We start from the raw sequence: 14,570 nt of genomic DNA on the forward strand, positions 1-14,570 counted from the left end.
GTGGAAGGTTATTTCACGAGAGACGGCAAGCCTGATTATTTTGCCGATGGTTTCTTGAATGATCCGAAACTGTTTTCCTTACTGAAAATCAGCCCGGAAGAATTGAAAGCCGAATTGGCAAAAGGTAAATCTGTCGTGGAAGTGGCGGCGTCTAAAAATGTCTCCAAACAACAGGTGATTGCTGTCATTTCCCAAACACAGGTTGATGGACAGCTTCAAGGTGAAAAGCAAGGCGAAGTACCTAAGAGTAACCAATCCAATGAACAAATGTTAAAAGCCATTGAACCTAAAGTATTGCAAGTGATTGAACACAAAAATGAACCATCTTCGAAGAAATAACAAGTGATTCCCACTCTCATTTAACCAAAGTGAAAGTAGGTCAAATGAGCCTCGTACTGCATGAAAGTAAGCGTCAAACAGCCCTCACCTCATTATAGGTGGGGGTTATTTGACGCTTTCTTTATCTCATGACAGGAGAGCAATGCGTGAGTTATGGATTGCTTCAATTCTATCTTTATGGACATTTAGTTTCATTCCAAAGGCTGATAAACTTGCCTAATAATCCTTCAATACACTAGGAGTGATAACAATGGATGGAGTACGTTACAAGATCAGAGAAGTGTTGGACAAGAGTAAGATGGATACATTTCTGCAGCAAGCTCGAATTGGACAACTTGGTATGGTCGACGGTCATCTGCCGTATGTAGTTCCGCTCAATTTCGTTTGGACAAATGGGAAGCTTTATTTCCATGGAGCCACCGGCGGGAGAAGAAATCAGGTTATGAGTGCTAATCCGGAAGTCTGTTTTACGGTGTGTGAAGAATATGGAACGATTACTGATCCGGTGCCTGCCAAGACGGACACGTCGTATATGAGTGTGATGATTTTTGGCAAGGCACAGCCTATCGTCGATCTGGATGAAGCTACACTCATGCTGCAAGAAATGATGGATAAGTATGTGCCTGGTTATTATAATCGTCCGTTATCTCGGCAGCACGTAGATAAATACCGGTCGGCGGTATTTGGCGGTGCCGTTCAGGTATACAGAATTGATCCCCATCATATCACCGCGAAAGAAAATGCAATAGAAGAAGAAAAAATGTTCAAACCTGGAAAAACCGTATAAGCTAGTTTTATTTATACATTACCTGCCGGATGGCTATTACTGGAACGTAAACGCGCACCGGGACGATCAGGAGCGGGGATGCTTGTCTTATACTAGCATCTCCGCTAGCCGATAAATGCCTTCTTCAATGGCTGTTTCATCTACTTTAGCAAAACCCAGTACCCATCCTTTACGATCGCTCTCCAAACAATACGCGCTAAGCGGATAAACACGGATTCCTTTTTGAAGTGCCAGGTTGGTCACGGCTTCTTCGTCAAAGGATCGATTAGCCTCAAGAAGCATATGCAGCCCCGTTTCTACGCCGCTTAGTGTGAAGTGTTCACTCAGACCTGTCGTGATGATGGCCTTCGTCATGGCTTCGTGTCTGCGCCGATATACATTTCGAACTCGTCTCATATGGCGCATGAAATGACCATGTTCGATAAAATGAGCAAGCGTCAATTGCTCCATAATCGGAAGATGACGATAGGTTAATTCATGGACTCGGGCAAGTTGACGAATGGCCTCTTTGGGACCAACGATTGCCGATATCCGAATACCGGGAGCAACCATTTTGGAAAAACTCATCATATACAACGTGTTCTGAGGTCGCTGACTGAACAAGGTTGGAAGCGGGTCGCCGCGATATCGAAATTCGCTGTCGTAATCATCCTCGACAATCCAAAACCGCTGCCCGGCAGCCATGTGTAGCAATTGTTGCCTGCGAGGCTCCGACATAATAACTCCAACCGCACACTGATGCGATGGCGTAACAAAGACAAGTTTGGATTGAGGGTGAATGCGGTTAACGCACAGGCCGTACTCGTCGACGGGAACGGGGACGACTTGCATACGCCGATACTTCATCGCCATCCAGGCGGCAGGGAAGCCGGGATCTTCAACCGAAACCGTTTCACCTTCATGCAAAAGGGCTTGTGCGATCAAGTCGATGCTATGCTGCGCGCCGGAGGTTAATATGATTTGATCGGTGTTCACATGAACGCCCCGTTCAAGTGACAAATAACGTTGAATCTGTTCTCGCAGGGGCAGGAATCCATAGGAGTCGCCGTAAGCCCAACTGTCCAGGTCAGTTTCAGTGGAGGCATGTAAAAATGATTGCCTCCAATTCTTTTGAAAATGTTCGTCTAAATAAGGCTCATGGGGACTGAAGTCGATCTCTACTTTTCGATTTGCTTTGTCTCCGAACCAGCTGTGCAAATGCCCGATTGCAGAGTTTAATAAAGGCAATTCGGGGGGGACGGGTCCTTGTGTCGCTGCAACCTCTGAAGGACGAGTCGCATATGTCCATTTGCTGACTCTTGTCCCGCCGCGACGAGAGGTTACGGTGTACCCGCGACTGAACAGCTCCTCGTAAACAATCTGTATGGTTGAACGGGAAACGCCAATCAAGGGAGCGAGTTCGCGGGATGGGAGCAGCAATTCGCCCGGCGGCCATTTTCCGGTTGTGATATTATGAATCGCTTGGTCTAGAAGCTGCTGCCAGATGGGACGTTCGTCATCTCGGTTTACTTTTAGCATTCGTTCACCTCAAGTGTTTCTCCGAATTATGGATTGCTCATAAACATTAACTATGAATAATCATTAACACTCCATTTACTGATACGTTATCATAACCCTAGTTGTTTTTGCAAACGATAGAATTATCGGTTTTTTTAGACCGGTACAAGTATGAATATGAGGACGTACAGGGGATAAAATGCGGAGGAACCACCGAAGGATTAAAAATCCAGTGCGGTGGTTCTTTTTTTATCTCGTCTCCTATGCCATCATTATAGATGGGGGCGATGAACGATGTTCCAGAATTTCAAGCTCGTCGGTGACCGTCCGGTCGCGCTACAAGTGAAAGAATACATCAAACGGTTAATTATAAAAGGGGCGCTTCAAGCGGATCAGAAGCTGCCCTCCACACGAGAAATGAGCGGGCTGCTAAAGGTAAGCCGCAATACCGTCATTGCAGCCTATGAAGGCCTGGAGGATGACGGATTTAGGTATGCGATTCCCGGCAAAGGCAGCTATGTGGCAGCTACGGGAGTCCATTTGACTACAGACAACGGAGGAGCTGACTGCTCTGCCGCCTGGCAGATCGACTGGAAGGCAAGAATGAACGAGTATGCTATAACGGCTGTGGAGCTGGATAGGATGAAGCAGGGCATTCGCGCCCAAAAAGAAGTCATCTCTTTCACAAGCATCGCTCCGGATGAGCAGCTGTTTGATCTAAGGGGTGTAAGGCGAGCCTTTATGGATCGGATGGCAATCGAAGGGCATGTGCTGCTCAACTACGGCTATGCCAAGGGCTATAAACCGCTGATCGATTACCTGATCCGTTATATGGAGAATAAGGGCATCGATATAAGCGGAAAGGATATGCTGATTACAAGCGGGTTTACAGAAGGCTTTGACATAGTGCTGTCGGCACTGCGCCCTTCGGCGCGCCGCGGAGCGGCAATTTGTGAAAATCCGACCCATCATACAGCGATCAAAAATTTGAAACTGCAAGGATTTGAAATTACCGGTATTCCGATGGAACATGACGGTATTGATGTGCAACAGCTTGAGAAGGTGCTGCAGAAACAGACAAATAGCTTCGATCTGGCCTATTTGACTCCTTCCTATCACAATCCTACAGGCATCGTCATGTCGCCGGCGAAGCGCAGCGCCGTTATCAAATTAATGGCCCGTTATCAGATTCCAGTGATCGAGGATGGATTCAATGAGGAGCTGCGCTACTCGGGAGCGCATGTTGCCCCGTTAATAGCGACAGCAGGGCAGGGGAACGGAGTCATCTATATCGGCAGCCTCTCCAAGGTGCTGTTCCCTGGCCTGCGAGTGGGTTGGGTGCTTGGAGACCGGGCGCTGATCAACAACCTGGAAAGCATTAAGCGTGCACGCACCATTCATACCTCAACAATCGATCAATCGATTTTATATCAATACTTGCTCAACGGAAATTTCGACAAATATATAAAAAAAGCACGTATGGAATATAAGCGCAAATATGAGCTGACGAAGGCATGCTGTGAAGCACACCTCCCTGAGGCGCAACTGTCCGGCGACGGGGGCTTGCATTTGTTTCTTACCTTCCCGTCAAGCGTAAATACTCGCCAACTGCTAGAAGCTTGCACGGAACAGGGTGTTATTTTTACGCCGGGAGACAAGTTCTTTATTCAAGAAGGCGAAGGGACGAATACAATGCGGCTTGGTTTTTCACGAGTAACGGATGAAAATATCGAGCGGGGTATACAGATAATCGGCCAGGAGGCGCGCAGTTTTCTTCAGGCCTAATGATTTTTAAGAGAATGAGGTGTCATGATGAAGATCGGCGTTATTATGGGTGGTATTTCCTCTGAGCGTGAGATTTCTCTGCAGACAGGTCAAGAGATGATCCAGCATTTGGATCGCAGCCGCTATGAGGCGGTTCCCATTGTAATCGATCGGCGAGCGGATTTAATCGCACAGGCTCAGCAGACCGGTATCGATCTCGCGCTATTGGCGCTTCATGGCCAATATGGCGAGGACGGCACGGTGCAGGGAGCGCTGGAGACAATGGGCATTCCATATACAGGCAGCGGTGTCCTGGCAAGCAGCTTATGCATGAATAAGCAGCTATCCAAGAGACTGCTGAAGACTGTAGGCGTGCATACTCCTGAAGGCCTTTGCTGGCAGGGGATGAACGATTATGAACCGCAGGCGGTGAAGCAGCTGGGTTACCCGGTTATTGTGAAGCCGAATACGGGGGGATCGAGCATCGGTATCCAACTGGTGCATAATGAGAAGGAATTGCTCCCGGCTGTTCAGAAAGCTTGCAGTTTCGATCAGGCGATCTTGATTGAGCCCTATATTAAAGGAACGGAGCTTACCTGCTCGATTGTGGACGGCGAGGTATTACCGATTATCGGTATTTGCTCCGCGCATTCGGAATGGTTCGACTACAAAGCGAAATATGAGACTGACGGCGCTGAGGAAAAAGTGATCCGGCTACCTCCCGCTACCCGGCAGCGTGTGCGTGAAGTGGCGCTTGCCTGCTACCGGCTGCTGCAGTGCAAGGTCTATGCAAGGGTCGATATGATTTTGTGTCAGGATGTACCTTACGTGCTGGAAGTGAACACCTTACCCGGAATGACCGGGAACAGCCTGCTTCCGAAGAGCGCAGCAGCAGCAGGGATGACGTATACACAGCTGCTGGACCGGATTATTGCCAGCTCGCTCCTTGAGCGGAAACAGGAATGGGGGACGGTGCAAGATGTTTAGCGAAGAGGGTACAGGGCGGTTTTTATCCTCGCGTGTACGGGATATTCGGCCTTCCGGTATTCGTGCTTTTTTTGATCTGAATGCAGCAGGCGGAGATACAATCTCCCTTGGAGTCGGAGAGCCGGATTTCGTTACGCCGGAAAAGGTACGTGAAGCCTGCATTCAAGCATTGCGTGAAGGGCAGACGAAATATACCTCAAATGCCGGCTCGATGGAGCTGCGGGAGGAGCTTTCGGCTTATCTTGCCGACAGCTTCGCGCTTTCCTACGATCCCGGGCAGGAAATCATCGTGACAGTGGGGAGCAGTGAAGCCGTCGACCTGGCTCTGCGAGCCGTGATTAATCCGGGCGATGAGGTGCTTATTCCCGCGCCAAGCTATGTTGCCTATGAACCGATTACCCATCTGCATGGCGGTAAAATCGTGGAGGTGGCGACTACGGTACAGGAGCAGTTCAAGCTGACTCCCCAAGCCCTTCAAGCGGCGATTACACCTCATTCGAAGGCTTTGATGATCAATTATCCGTGTAATCCGACCGGAACAACTATGACGGAGCAGGATTGGCTGCCGATTGTAGAGCTCATTATCAAACATAATTTGGTTGTCATTTCGGATGAAGTTTATGCCGAGCTGACCTATGGAAGAAAACATGTCAGTATCGCCTCCTTTCCGGGCATGAAGGAGCGTACGATTGTCATCAGCGGCTTTTCCAAAGCGTTCGCGATGACAGGCTGGCGGGTAGGCTATGCTTGCGGCCCGCGCGAGTTGATAGCCGGCATGCTGAAAATCCACCAGTACACGGCCATGTGCGCCCCTACCCTTGCACAGATCGCCGCGATCGAATCCTTGCGTCATGGCTTGGCTGCCAAGGATGAGATGATGGCGAGCTACAATGAACGCCGCAAGCTGTTTGTAGCAGGCTTGAATGCAATCGGGCTGACCTGTCACGAGCCTGAGGGGGCTTTCTATGCCTTTCCTTCCATTGCTTGTACTGGCATGTCATCTCAGCAGTTCGCTCTTCGGCTGCTGGAGGAAGCGAAGGTGGCGGTCGTGCCGGGACATGTATTCGGTTCCGGCGGAGAGGGCTTTATTCGCTGCTCCTATGCAGCTTCGCTCTTCGATTTGGAGAAGGTGCTGGAGCGGATGGGAAGGTTTATGCGGGTGACGCAGCCGATTTGATGATACGATCACCACATTCCGTCACCTTGCAGGAAACTATTCGTAACTGCTTCCGTCCCATTGATAAAATGCAAGCATGTCCAAGTCGATTTCAATCCCGATTCCGACGCCGGATGGAATGGCTATCTCACCATTTGAAGGTTGAACCGAAATCAAATGGTTAAACGGGTTGTCCATCACATCCCATTCCACAGGTTCGATCATTTCCGTTTCCATTTTGCTCCATGGTTCCAAGCAGGCTTGAGCGAATAAAGCATATAAGCGTGTTAATGCACCATCAAAAGCATGAGGCATTGCACGAATGCCAAATTTTCTGGCGAGGCTTAACGTTTCCCTGTACTCGTCTATCCCTGTAAGATGCAAGGGATCGGGAGTAATATAATCCAGAGCATGCCGGGAAAGCAGGGTTTTGGGACTTAAGGGAACTGATCTAGCTCTAATACAGGGTTTTTGGGCGCTTGGTATGATTGGCGGCTCGATCACTTTGCTCCGACTTAAATCGATCCAATCATTCATTCGCCGTTTTTTTGATTTTCTTATAATCCAGGGTGTGGTTATCATATGTTGGTCTATGTCGAGCATGCCTTGGGTTCATTCCTCAGGGCAAAGCTTCCCGGTTGCTTTGTATTGTGGCTTGGTTTTTATTATTGGCATATTACAGATGTTTGTCCGAATTCCGTTGTATACGTATTTTCAATTCAATATAGCTGAGGAGTATCGGGGTAAAGTGTGGGGAGTTGCGAATACACTCATTGACATTTCTGCGCCATTAGGAAAATGGGTTTATGGTTTGCTGTTGGAAGGTATGGATTGGCCATTGATTCCTGTAATATCAGGCATCATCATTTCAGTGTCGGCAGGTCTGATTAAATCCAAGCGAACCGTTCAGCGTATAGAAAAAGAACTCGGTCATTCTTGAATAACGCCGGGAGGGCGAGAACCATGGATAGAGGCTTGAGTGCAGTAGGCGCGGCTTGGTTATTCCTCATTTCTTATTTATCAGGTAATATGTTGTCTACTTTTTTGTTTCCAGATAAGCAACAACTTTACGCTCATTTAGTTTTTTTTATCTTGTATGTTGCATTTGCACAGATTGGTCTAAATGTCATGCCTGCTACCCTATGGATGAAGCGTAAGAAGCTATCCTGGAAGATTGTATTTAAGTTCCGCAAGGTCACTTGGCGAACGATGCTATATAGTTTACTAATTTATGCGATTAGCCAAATCTTCATACTCTTTATACACCAATTGACTGAGATCATTTCATCTACATTCGGTAGAACATATCAGGTATCTATTTATCCAATAGCTACAGACATCACTTCTCTTATTGTTCTGATCGTTGCTATAGGAGTCATACCACCGTTTTGTGAGGAACTTCTATTCAGAGGGGTTCTGTTAACGGGATTTGAGAAGAAAGGCAGATGGATCGCGGCGGCAATAAGTTCCTTTCTATTTGCTCTTTTTCATGATAATCCATACAGGTTAATAGAGTTATTTTTCGCTGCGTGGGTGTCTTCACTAATCGTGATATACGCACAATCAATCTGGCCAGCTATCCTTGTGCATATGGTAACAAACATCTCTTACGTTGTGGGGTCATACTTTCAAGGCGGAGACTTGGTGAAATCTATGTCCTCTGATTCACCTGAATATGTATTATTGGGCTTATCGGGTGTAGCGTCAATACCAGCATTATATATATGTTGGCTTTTACTGCACAAAATTAAAAGACAAGAACAACAATTTAAAATGGCAAAAAATTTTAACAAAGAATTAAACTATTGGTTTTTACCAATTTTCATTTCCGTAATTTGGTTTCTTTTAGAGATTTTCTTATTTTAATGCGTTAACCCGATTAACTTTTTCTTTAGCAAAGAATCTGGTAACTCAGAAAATTAGCTGGAATCAAACCACTTGTTTTTCACATTCATCTGCTCCTCTGTACGTTTGAAATCAAAAAACAGGCAGTTTTATTATGGGTTACTACTTCTGATTTATCAGAGCCTGATTACGGAGCTAAACCGATTTGCGAAATCATACTTCGAGCGCAATTTTCTCTGTCTAACCCGCACAGGGTCATGAGTCTTAAGTCGGTATCGGCACTGATGTCCGTAACTTTATGTGATATAGTAAAGGGTAGGATCTGGAAATAAAACAGGCAGGAAGAGAGGATGAAACCCATGTATGAGCGTTTGGCAGACAAACTGAAAACAACCTCCGCTTTAAAATGGTTTCCTGGCCACGGTGCGGAAGAGAGCTGGATAACGGAATTGGAAGAGGAGTTAGGATTCAGGCTGCCTCCGTCTTACCGCTGGTGGCTAACCCGCTACGGAAATGCCGGGTTGGGCGGCGGACATATTCTAACGGTCACATCTCCGGAGCACAGGGAGTATGACGACAGCGACATTCTTTATATACATAGGCTCAACCAAGCGGAGGAGTGGCTGGTAAGCCGGTTTCCCCACAGGCTGGACTTGTTCGTTCCGGATAGCGACGAGCTTTACTATTTTGATACGTCTTCCAAAGATGAACACGGTGAATTCCCGATTATGCGCTATGATCTCATGAATGACTTGATCGATACGTATGCTTTGACATTTGCGGAATTTTTAGAACAGTTGATCGATGAACGTTCTTAACTTAGAACACATCCTTCAATCGCCGCTTGAATGTTCAAGGGCCGGGTGTGGAGCGAAACTCTTCAACTGCCGAGTGCCAGATCGTAGTGGGTAGTTGAACACTGTTTGTTTGCCGGAACACGACTGAATTTATAATAAAGTTGAGGAGGCTGCCGGGTGACGGCTGTCTTTTCTTACAAGTCTGATTGAAGACGCAGCATGACGCTAACTCCATAAGCGGGCCAAAAAATTGTGAAGAATCGAGATGGAATAATTTTAAGCGAACTATGTTCTTTACGAACAGTGTTCGTTGTGGTATAAATAAAAGGTGCTCATTAACGCTCACTAAACCAACTTTGAGCAAAATATCTCTTGATCAAGTCTGGACTCCAAGAGACGAAGGGTGTTCTGCCGCTTAAAACGAACACCGTTCTTAAAGGACGGTGTTCGTAAATACGCTGTTTTCATCTTTATCACATTCTTATTACACATAAAATTACCCAAAGGAGTTGTTCACGATGACCTTAACTATTGCGAAAGAACAACGGCGTATCGCCATTATCGGAGGCGGCCCAGGCGGCCTTACGCTAGCGCTCATTCTTCAGAAACACGGCATTCCATCCGTCATTTATGAGCGGGAGCAAGAAGACAAGAGCCATGAGCGCGGCGGTTCGCTGGACATTCACGAGGAATCCGGGCAGCAGGCGCTCAAGGAAGCCGGACTATATGAGGCGTTTCAACGGCTGGCAAGATATGAAGGGGAAGATTTCCGGCTTTTCGACAAGACGGGAAGATGCTACATGGATGAAGTGGTTGAAGAGGATGTGCAAGGAGAGCGGCCGGAGATCGACCGCGGCGAGCTCTGCGATTTGCTCTTAAGCAAATTGGATCCGTCGACCATCCGATACGGGTATAAGCTCGATAAGGCTGTTTCTCTCGCCGGCGGCATGACCGAGCTGCATTTCGAGAACGGGTTCGTCGATAAGGTACATCTTGTGATCGGGGCGGACGGCACCTTCTCCCGTGTTCGTCCGCTGCTTTCGGATACGGATGTGGACTATACGGGCCTGACGATGTTCGAGCTAAATGTAACGGACGCGGCGAACCGCTATCCGGATCTGGCCGCATTCAACAGGCGCGGCAAGATGTTTGCGCTGGACGATAACATGGGCATCCTGGCCCAGCTTAACGGCAGCGGACGGATTAAGGTATATGTGAGCCTGAAGGCCGAGCGGGAATGGCTGGAAGCAAGCGGTATCACGGCCGATCAGCCCCAGGAAGCGAAGGCACAGCTGCTTGGACTGATTCAGGATTGGGAGGGAGAACTGCAGAATTATATCCGCTATGCGGATGATGCCGTTCTACCAAGACGGATCTACATGCTGCCGGCCGGCTTCAAGTGGAAGCGTAATTCCGGGGTCACGCTGATCGGCGACGCCGCCCACGTCATGTCACCGTTCGCCGGCGAAGGCGTCAATCTGGCGATGCAGGACGCGATGGAGCTTGCCCTTGCAATCGTGCGGCATGAGGGCAACACGGCAAAGGCAATCGAGGAATACGAGGAGAAGATGTATGCCTATTCTTCGGAAAAGGCGCGGGAGTCGTACGATAATCTCGTTCTGTGCTTCTCGGATAATGCCGCTCCGAAGTTTGCCGAGCTGATGAATTTCTATCACGGGCAGCACGATGGAGCTTAAACGTCCCTGCATACCGGATTTACTATTTTCTCTCGGTATGATATAAGGAAATTATGATGAAACAACCTAATCGTGTAATTGTCAGCCGCCGGGCTCGTCCGGCCAAAGAACCGCTCAGTCATGAGCTGATTGTGAAGACAGCCTATGAGCTGTTGAAAAAGGAAGGCATCTCGGGCATGAGCATGCGAAAGGTGGCCAAAGCGCTGGATACGGGACCTTCCTCGCTCTATGTATACGTGAAAAATTTGCAGGAGTTGAGCTCGTATGTGCTGGACCATGGCCTTGGCGAGCTCGTCCTGCCGGAGCTTACGGATGGCGATTGGAAGGAGCAGCTGTTCGGGGCGTTGGATTCGTATGCGATGCTGCTGATCGAGCAGCCCGGGCTTGCCGAGCTGTCGTTTCAGGCGATTCCGATCGGGACTCATGCCTTCCGGCTGAACGAACACTTGCTTGCCGTCCTGCACAAAGGCGGGATCACGTCCGTATCCGCGGCATGGGGAATGGATCTGTTATTGCTGTACGTTTCCTCCGTCGCCTTCGAGCAGGCGGCAAGGTCCAAGCACGGCGAAGAGCATATGGCGGCCATCCGGCATTCCTACCAGGCTTCGGACCCGGTCCGTTTTCCGCTCATTAACAGTCTGAAGGAGGAATTGTTCTCCGGGGACACCGTTTCCAAGGAACGGTTCTATTGGGGAATGGAAGTAATCGTGAACGGCCTTGTACAGGCCAACGGCTTGCAGCGGAGTTAAATCAACCACATCTGAAGAGGGACAGCCCACTTTAACGGGTCTGTCCTTTTCACATTGTTGTCAGCGGGAAAATCAAAAAAGAACCTGATAAAATTATCAGGTTCTTTAATCTTGCATATAAATAGGCGCGATGATATAATCAGATCACGACTTTTTAATTTTATATAGGCATATGTGTTACATCTTATACTTTAAGTATACCGTACCGGTGAACTCTTGTCAAATGTTTTTCTCAATTTAACGGTTAGGGGAGATATCGAATGAGTTCTTTGGTTCTCGGTTTTCAGGAAATGGAAAAAACGCAGCTTATGCTTGTCGGCGGAAAAGGACTGAATTTAGGGGAATTATCAAAAATTGAAGGAATTCAAGTACCGGAAGGATTTTGCGTTACAACAGTGGGGTATGAAAAAGCCATCGGACAAAACGACACGTATCATGCTTTGTTGGACGAACTAGCCCTGCTAAAAGTAGAAGACCGAGATCAGATCGGTGAAATCAGCAGAAAGATTCGGCAGCTCATTGAGGAAACGGAAATTCCTTCCGATGTTGCGGAAGCAGTCGCTCAATATCTGAGCCGTTTTGGTGAAGAACACGCTTATGCCGTACGTTCCAGCGCGACTGCCGAAGATTTGCCGCATGCCTCTTTTGCCGGTCAGCAGGACACTTATTTAAACATCATCGGCAGAGAAGCCATCTTGCGGCATATCGGCAAATGTTGGGCTTCCCTGTTTACGGATCGCGCGGTCATTTACCGTATGCAGAACGGATTCGATCACCGGGAGGTTTATTTATCCGTTATCGTTCAAAGGATGGTTTTCCCGCAGGCTTCCGGAATTTTATTTACCGCTGATCCTGTCACTTCCAACCGGAAGCTGCTATCGATCGATGCCAGTTTCGGACTTGGGGAAGCTCTGGTCTCCGGCTTGGTATCACCCGATTGTTATAAAGTGCAGGAAGATCAAATCGTCGATAAAAGAATAGCAGCCAAACAATTGGCTGTCTATGGACTGAAAGAAGGCGGAACAGAGACCCGGCAGATCGATCCCCATCAGCAAAAGACTCAAACCCTTACCGAACAACAAATTGTCCGACTGGCGCGCATAGGAAGACAGATCGAAGCTTATTTTGGCTGCCCGCAAGATATCGAATGGTGTTTGGCCGATGACACCTTTTATATTGTACAGAGTCGTCCAATCACAACTTTATATCCCCTCCCTGAAGCGAGCGATGAAGAGAATCACGTCTATATCTCGGTTGGTCATCAACAAATGATGACGGACCCCATAAAACCGCTCGGATTGTCTTTTTTTCTGCTGACGACTTCTGCACCCATGCGTAAAGCCGGTGGAAGGTTATTTGTTGATGTTACATCCATGCTGGCTTCATCTGATAGCAGAGAAAATTTATTAACCGGCATGGGACACCACGATCCGCTTTTAAAAGACGCACTTATGACCCTAGTAGATCGGGATTTCATCAAACTATTACCAAATGATACAAAAGAATCGAGTCCCGGTACAAGCAAGAAAGGTATGCCGCCTGCCGGTGCTCAGCCGCAATTCGACAACGATCCGACAATCGTTTCCGATTTGATTAAGCGTAGTCAAGCATCGATAGAAGAGTTGAAACAAAACATCCAAGCGAAGGCTGGAGCGGATTTGTTTGATTTTATCCTGGAAGATATGCAGCAATTAAAAAAGATCTTATTCGACCCGGAAAGTTCTGCGGTGTTTATGGCTGCCATGAATGCTTCATCATGGGTCAATGAAAAAATGAAAGAGTGGCTGGGTGAAAAAAACGCGGCAGACACGCTTTCTCAATCTGTGCCCAATAATATTACTTCGGAAATGGGGTTGGCGCTACTCGATGTCGCAGATGTGATCCGTCCTTATCCGGAAGTCATCGATTACTTGCAGCATGTCAAAGACGACAACTTTTTGGATGAACTGGTTAAGTTCGAAGGCGGGAAAGAAACCCGGGACGCGATCTCTACTTATCTCAGCAAATACGGCATGCGCTGTGCCGGAGAAATCGATATCACCCGAACTCGTTGGAGCGAAAAACCCATTACGCTCGTCCCGTTGATCCTGGGTAACATCAAAAGCTTTGAACCTAATGAAAGCGGCCGGAAATTTGAGCAGGGGCAGCAGGAGGCTTTGACCAAAGAAAAAGAACTATTAGAACGATTGATGCGATTGCCGGAAGGGGAACAAAAAGCCAAAGAAACCAAACGAAAGATCGACCTTATCCGGAATTTCATCGGTTATCGGGAATATCCCAAATACGGCATGGTTAGCCGCTATTTCGTTTACAAGCAGGCTTTATTGAAAGAAGCCGAACAACTCGTACAAGCGGGTGTTATTCAGGATAAAGAAGATATATACTATCTCACTTTTCAAGAGCTTCACGAAGCCGTATGCACGAATCAACTGGATTACACGATCATCAGCAAACGGAAAGACGAGTACAAGTTATATGAAAAACTAACTCCGCCGCGTGTTATCACATCGGATGGTGAAATCATCGCAGGCAAGTACAAGCGGGAAAATCTCCCGGCCGAAGCGATGGCGGGTCTGCCTGTTTCTTCGGGTGTTATAGAGGGGAGGGCACGTGTCATCTTAAACATGGAAGAGGCTGACCTGGAAGACGGCGATATCTTAGTCACCGCCTTTACCGATCCCAGCTGGACACCATTGTTCGTAGCCATTAAGGGCCTGGTCACCGAAGTTGGCGGATTGATGACTCATGGAGCGGTTATCGCGCGGGAATATGGCCTGCCGGCCGTTGTCGGAGTGGAGAATGCGACCAAGCTCATAAAAGACGGGCAAAGAATTCGCGTGCACGGAACGGAAGGATATATCGAATTCGTGTAAGGCAGGCGTTAGTTTAATGACGCAGACGACCACGCCGAAAGCAGTTTAATGATTTCCTGGTCGCGCTGCAGCAGGTTCC

At 47.9% G+C, this 14,570-nt stretch carries 11 protein-coding genes and 2 pseudogenes; 11 read left to right on the forward strand and 2 right to left on the reverse strand.

The genetic code is table 11. The features are described 5' to 3' along the window. Both C4S74_RS18070 and C4S74_RS18075 read left to right on the forward strand, forming a co-directional pair. A pseudogene (locus C4S74_RS18070) lies at nucleotides 1-339 on the forward strand (hypothetical protein); the annotation flags it as partial. Between the two features lie 250 nt (nucleotides 340-589). Then, complete coding sequence (locus tag C4S74_RS18075) at nucleotides 590-1,126, forward strand: pyridoxamine 5'-phosphate oxidase family protein (RefSeq protein ID WP_103996695.1); 537 nt, start codon at nucleotides 590-592, stop codon at nucleotides 1,124-1,126. 87 nt (nucleotides 1,127-1,213) lie between these two features. On the opposite strand, the gene C4S74_RS18080 is transcribed toward C4S74_RS18075, so the two are convergent. Continuing rightward, a complete protein-coding gene (locus tag C4S74_RS18080) occupies nucleotides 1,214-2,644 on the reverse strand; it encodes a PLP-dependent aminotransferase family protein (protein WP_103996696.1) in 1,431 nt (476 codons plus the stop codon). Nucleotides 2,645-2,917: 273 nt separating this feature from the next. Here C4S74_RS18080 and C4S74_RS18085 point away from each other — a divergent pair, with 273 nt between their 5' ends. The 3 genes from C4S74_RS18085 to C4S74_RS18095 are packed head-to-tail and all read left to right on the forward strand — an operon-like array spanning nucleotide 2,918 to nucleotide 6,551. Continuing rightward, on the forward strand, nucleotides 2,918-4,408 hold the full coding sequence (locus tag C4S74_RS18085) for a PLP-dependent aminotransferase family protein (protein ID WP_103996697.1): 1,491 nt from the start codon (nucleotides 2,918-2,920) through the stop codon (nucleotides 4,406-4,408). 27 nt (nucleotides 4,409-4,435) lie between these two features. Continuing rightward, on the forward strand, nucleotides 4,436-5,374 hold the full coding sequence (locus C4S74_RS18090) for a D-alanine--D-alanine ligase (RefSeq protein ID WP_103996807.1): 939 nt from the start codon (nucleotides 4,436-4,438) through the stop codon (nucleotides 5,372-5,374). Then, nucleotides 5,367-6,551 (forward strand): aminotransferase class I/II-fold pyridoxal phosphate-dependent enzyme, encoded by a 1,185-nt coding sequence (locus C4S74_RS18095; RefSeq protein ID WP_103996698.1) that lies wholly within the window; start codon nucleotides 5,367-5,369, stop codon nucleotides 6,549-6,551. The genes C4S74_RS18090 and C4S74_RS18095 overlap by 8 nt, the downstream gene beginning before the upstream one ends. Before the next feature lie 36 nt (nucleotides 6,552-6,587). Here the strand turns inward: C4S74_RS18095 and C4S74_RS18100 are convergent. Further along, a pseudogene (locus tag C4S74_RS18100) lies at nucleotides 6,588-6,959 on the reverse strand (enolase C-terminal domain-like protein); the annotation flags it as partial. Nucleotides 6,960-7,278: 319 nt separating this feature from the next. On the opposite strand from C4S74_RS18100, the gene C4S74_RS26850 reads away from it, so the two are divergent. The 6 genes from C4S74_RS26850 to ppsA all read left to right on the forward strand — a co-directional run bounded on the left by C4S74_RS26850 (nucleotide 7,279) and on the right by ppsA (nucleotide 14,491). Continuing rightward, nucleotides 7,279-7,470 (forward strand): hypothetical protein, encoded by a 192-nt coding sequence (locus C4S74_RS26850; protein WP_146065512.1) that lies wholly within the window; start codon nucleotides 7,279-7,281, stop codon nucleotides 7,468-7,470. Nucleotides 7,471-7,493: 23 nt separating this feature from the next. After that, nucleotides 7,494-8,396, forward strand: coding sequence for a type II CAAX endopeptidase family protein (locus C4S74_RS18105; protein WP_103996699.1), 903 nt, complete (start codon nucleotides 7,494-7,496; stop codon nucleotides 8,394-8,396). Between the two features lie 338 nt (nucleotides 8,397-8,734). Then, complete coding sequence (locus tag C4S74_RS18110; RefSeq protein WP_103996808.1) at nucleotides 8,735-9,193, forward strand: SMI1/KNR4 family protein; 459 nt, start codon at nucleotides 8,735-8,737, stop codon at nucleotides 9,191-9,193. 497 nt (nucleotides 9,194-9,690) lie between these two features. Continuing rightward, nucleotides 9,691-10,869 carry an NAD(P)/FAD-dependent oxidoreductase gene (locus tag C4S74_RS18115; RefSeq protein ID WP_103996700.1) on the forward strand — a complete coding sequence of 393 codons (1,179 nt, stop codon included), beginning with the start codon at nucleotides 9,691-9,693 and terminating at the stop codon, nucleotides 10,867-10,869. 56 nt (nucleotides 10,870-10,925) lie between these two features. Continuing rightward, nucleotides 10,926-11,618, forward strand: a complete 693-nt coding sequence (locus C4S74_RS18120; RefSeq protein ID WP_103996701.1) for a TetR/AcrR family transcriptional regulator — start codon at nucleotides 10,926-10,928, stop codon at nucleotides 11,616-11,618. Between the two features lie 260 nt (nucleotides 11,619-11,878). Then, nucleotides 11,879-14,491 (forward strand): phosphoenolpyruvate synthase, encoded by a 2,613-nt coding sequence (gene ppsA, locus C4S74_RS18125; RefSeq protein ID WP_103996702.1) that lies wholly within the window; start codon nucleotides 11,879-11,881, stop codon nucleotides 14,489-14,491. Nucleotides 14,492-14,570: the final 79 nt, after the last annotated feature.

The organism is Paenibacillus sp. UNC499MF (assembly GCF_900107975.1).
Classification (GTDB): domain Bacteria; phylum Bacillota; class Bacilli; order Paenibacillales; family NBRC-103111; genus Paenibacillus_F.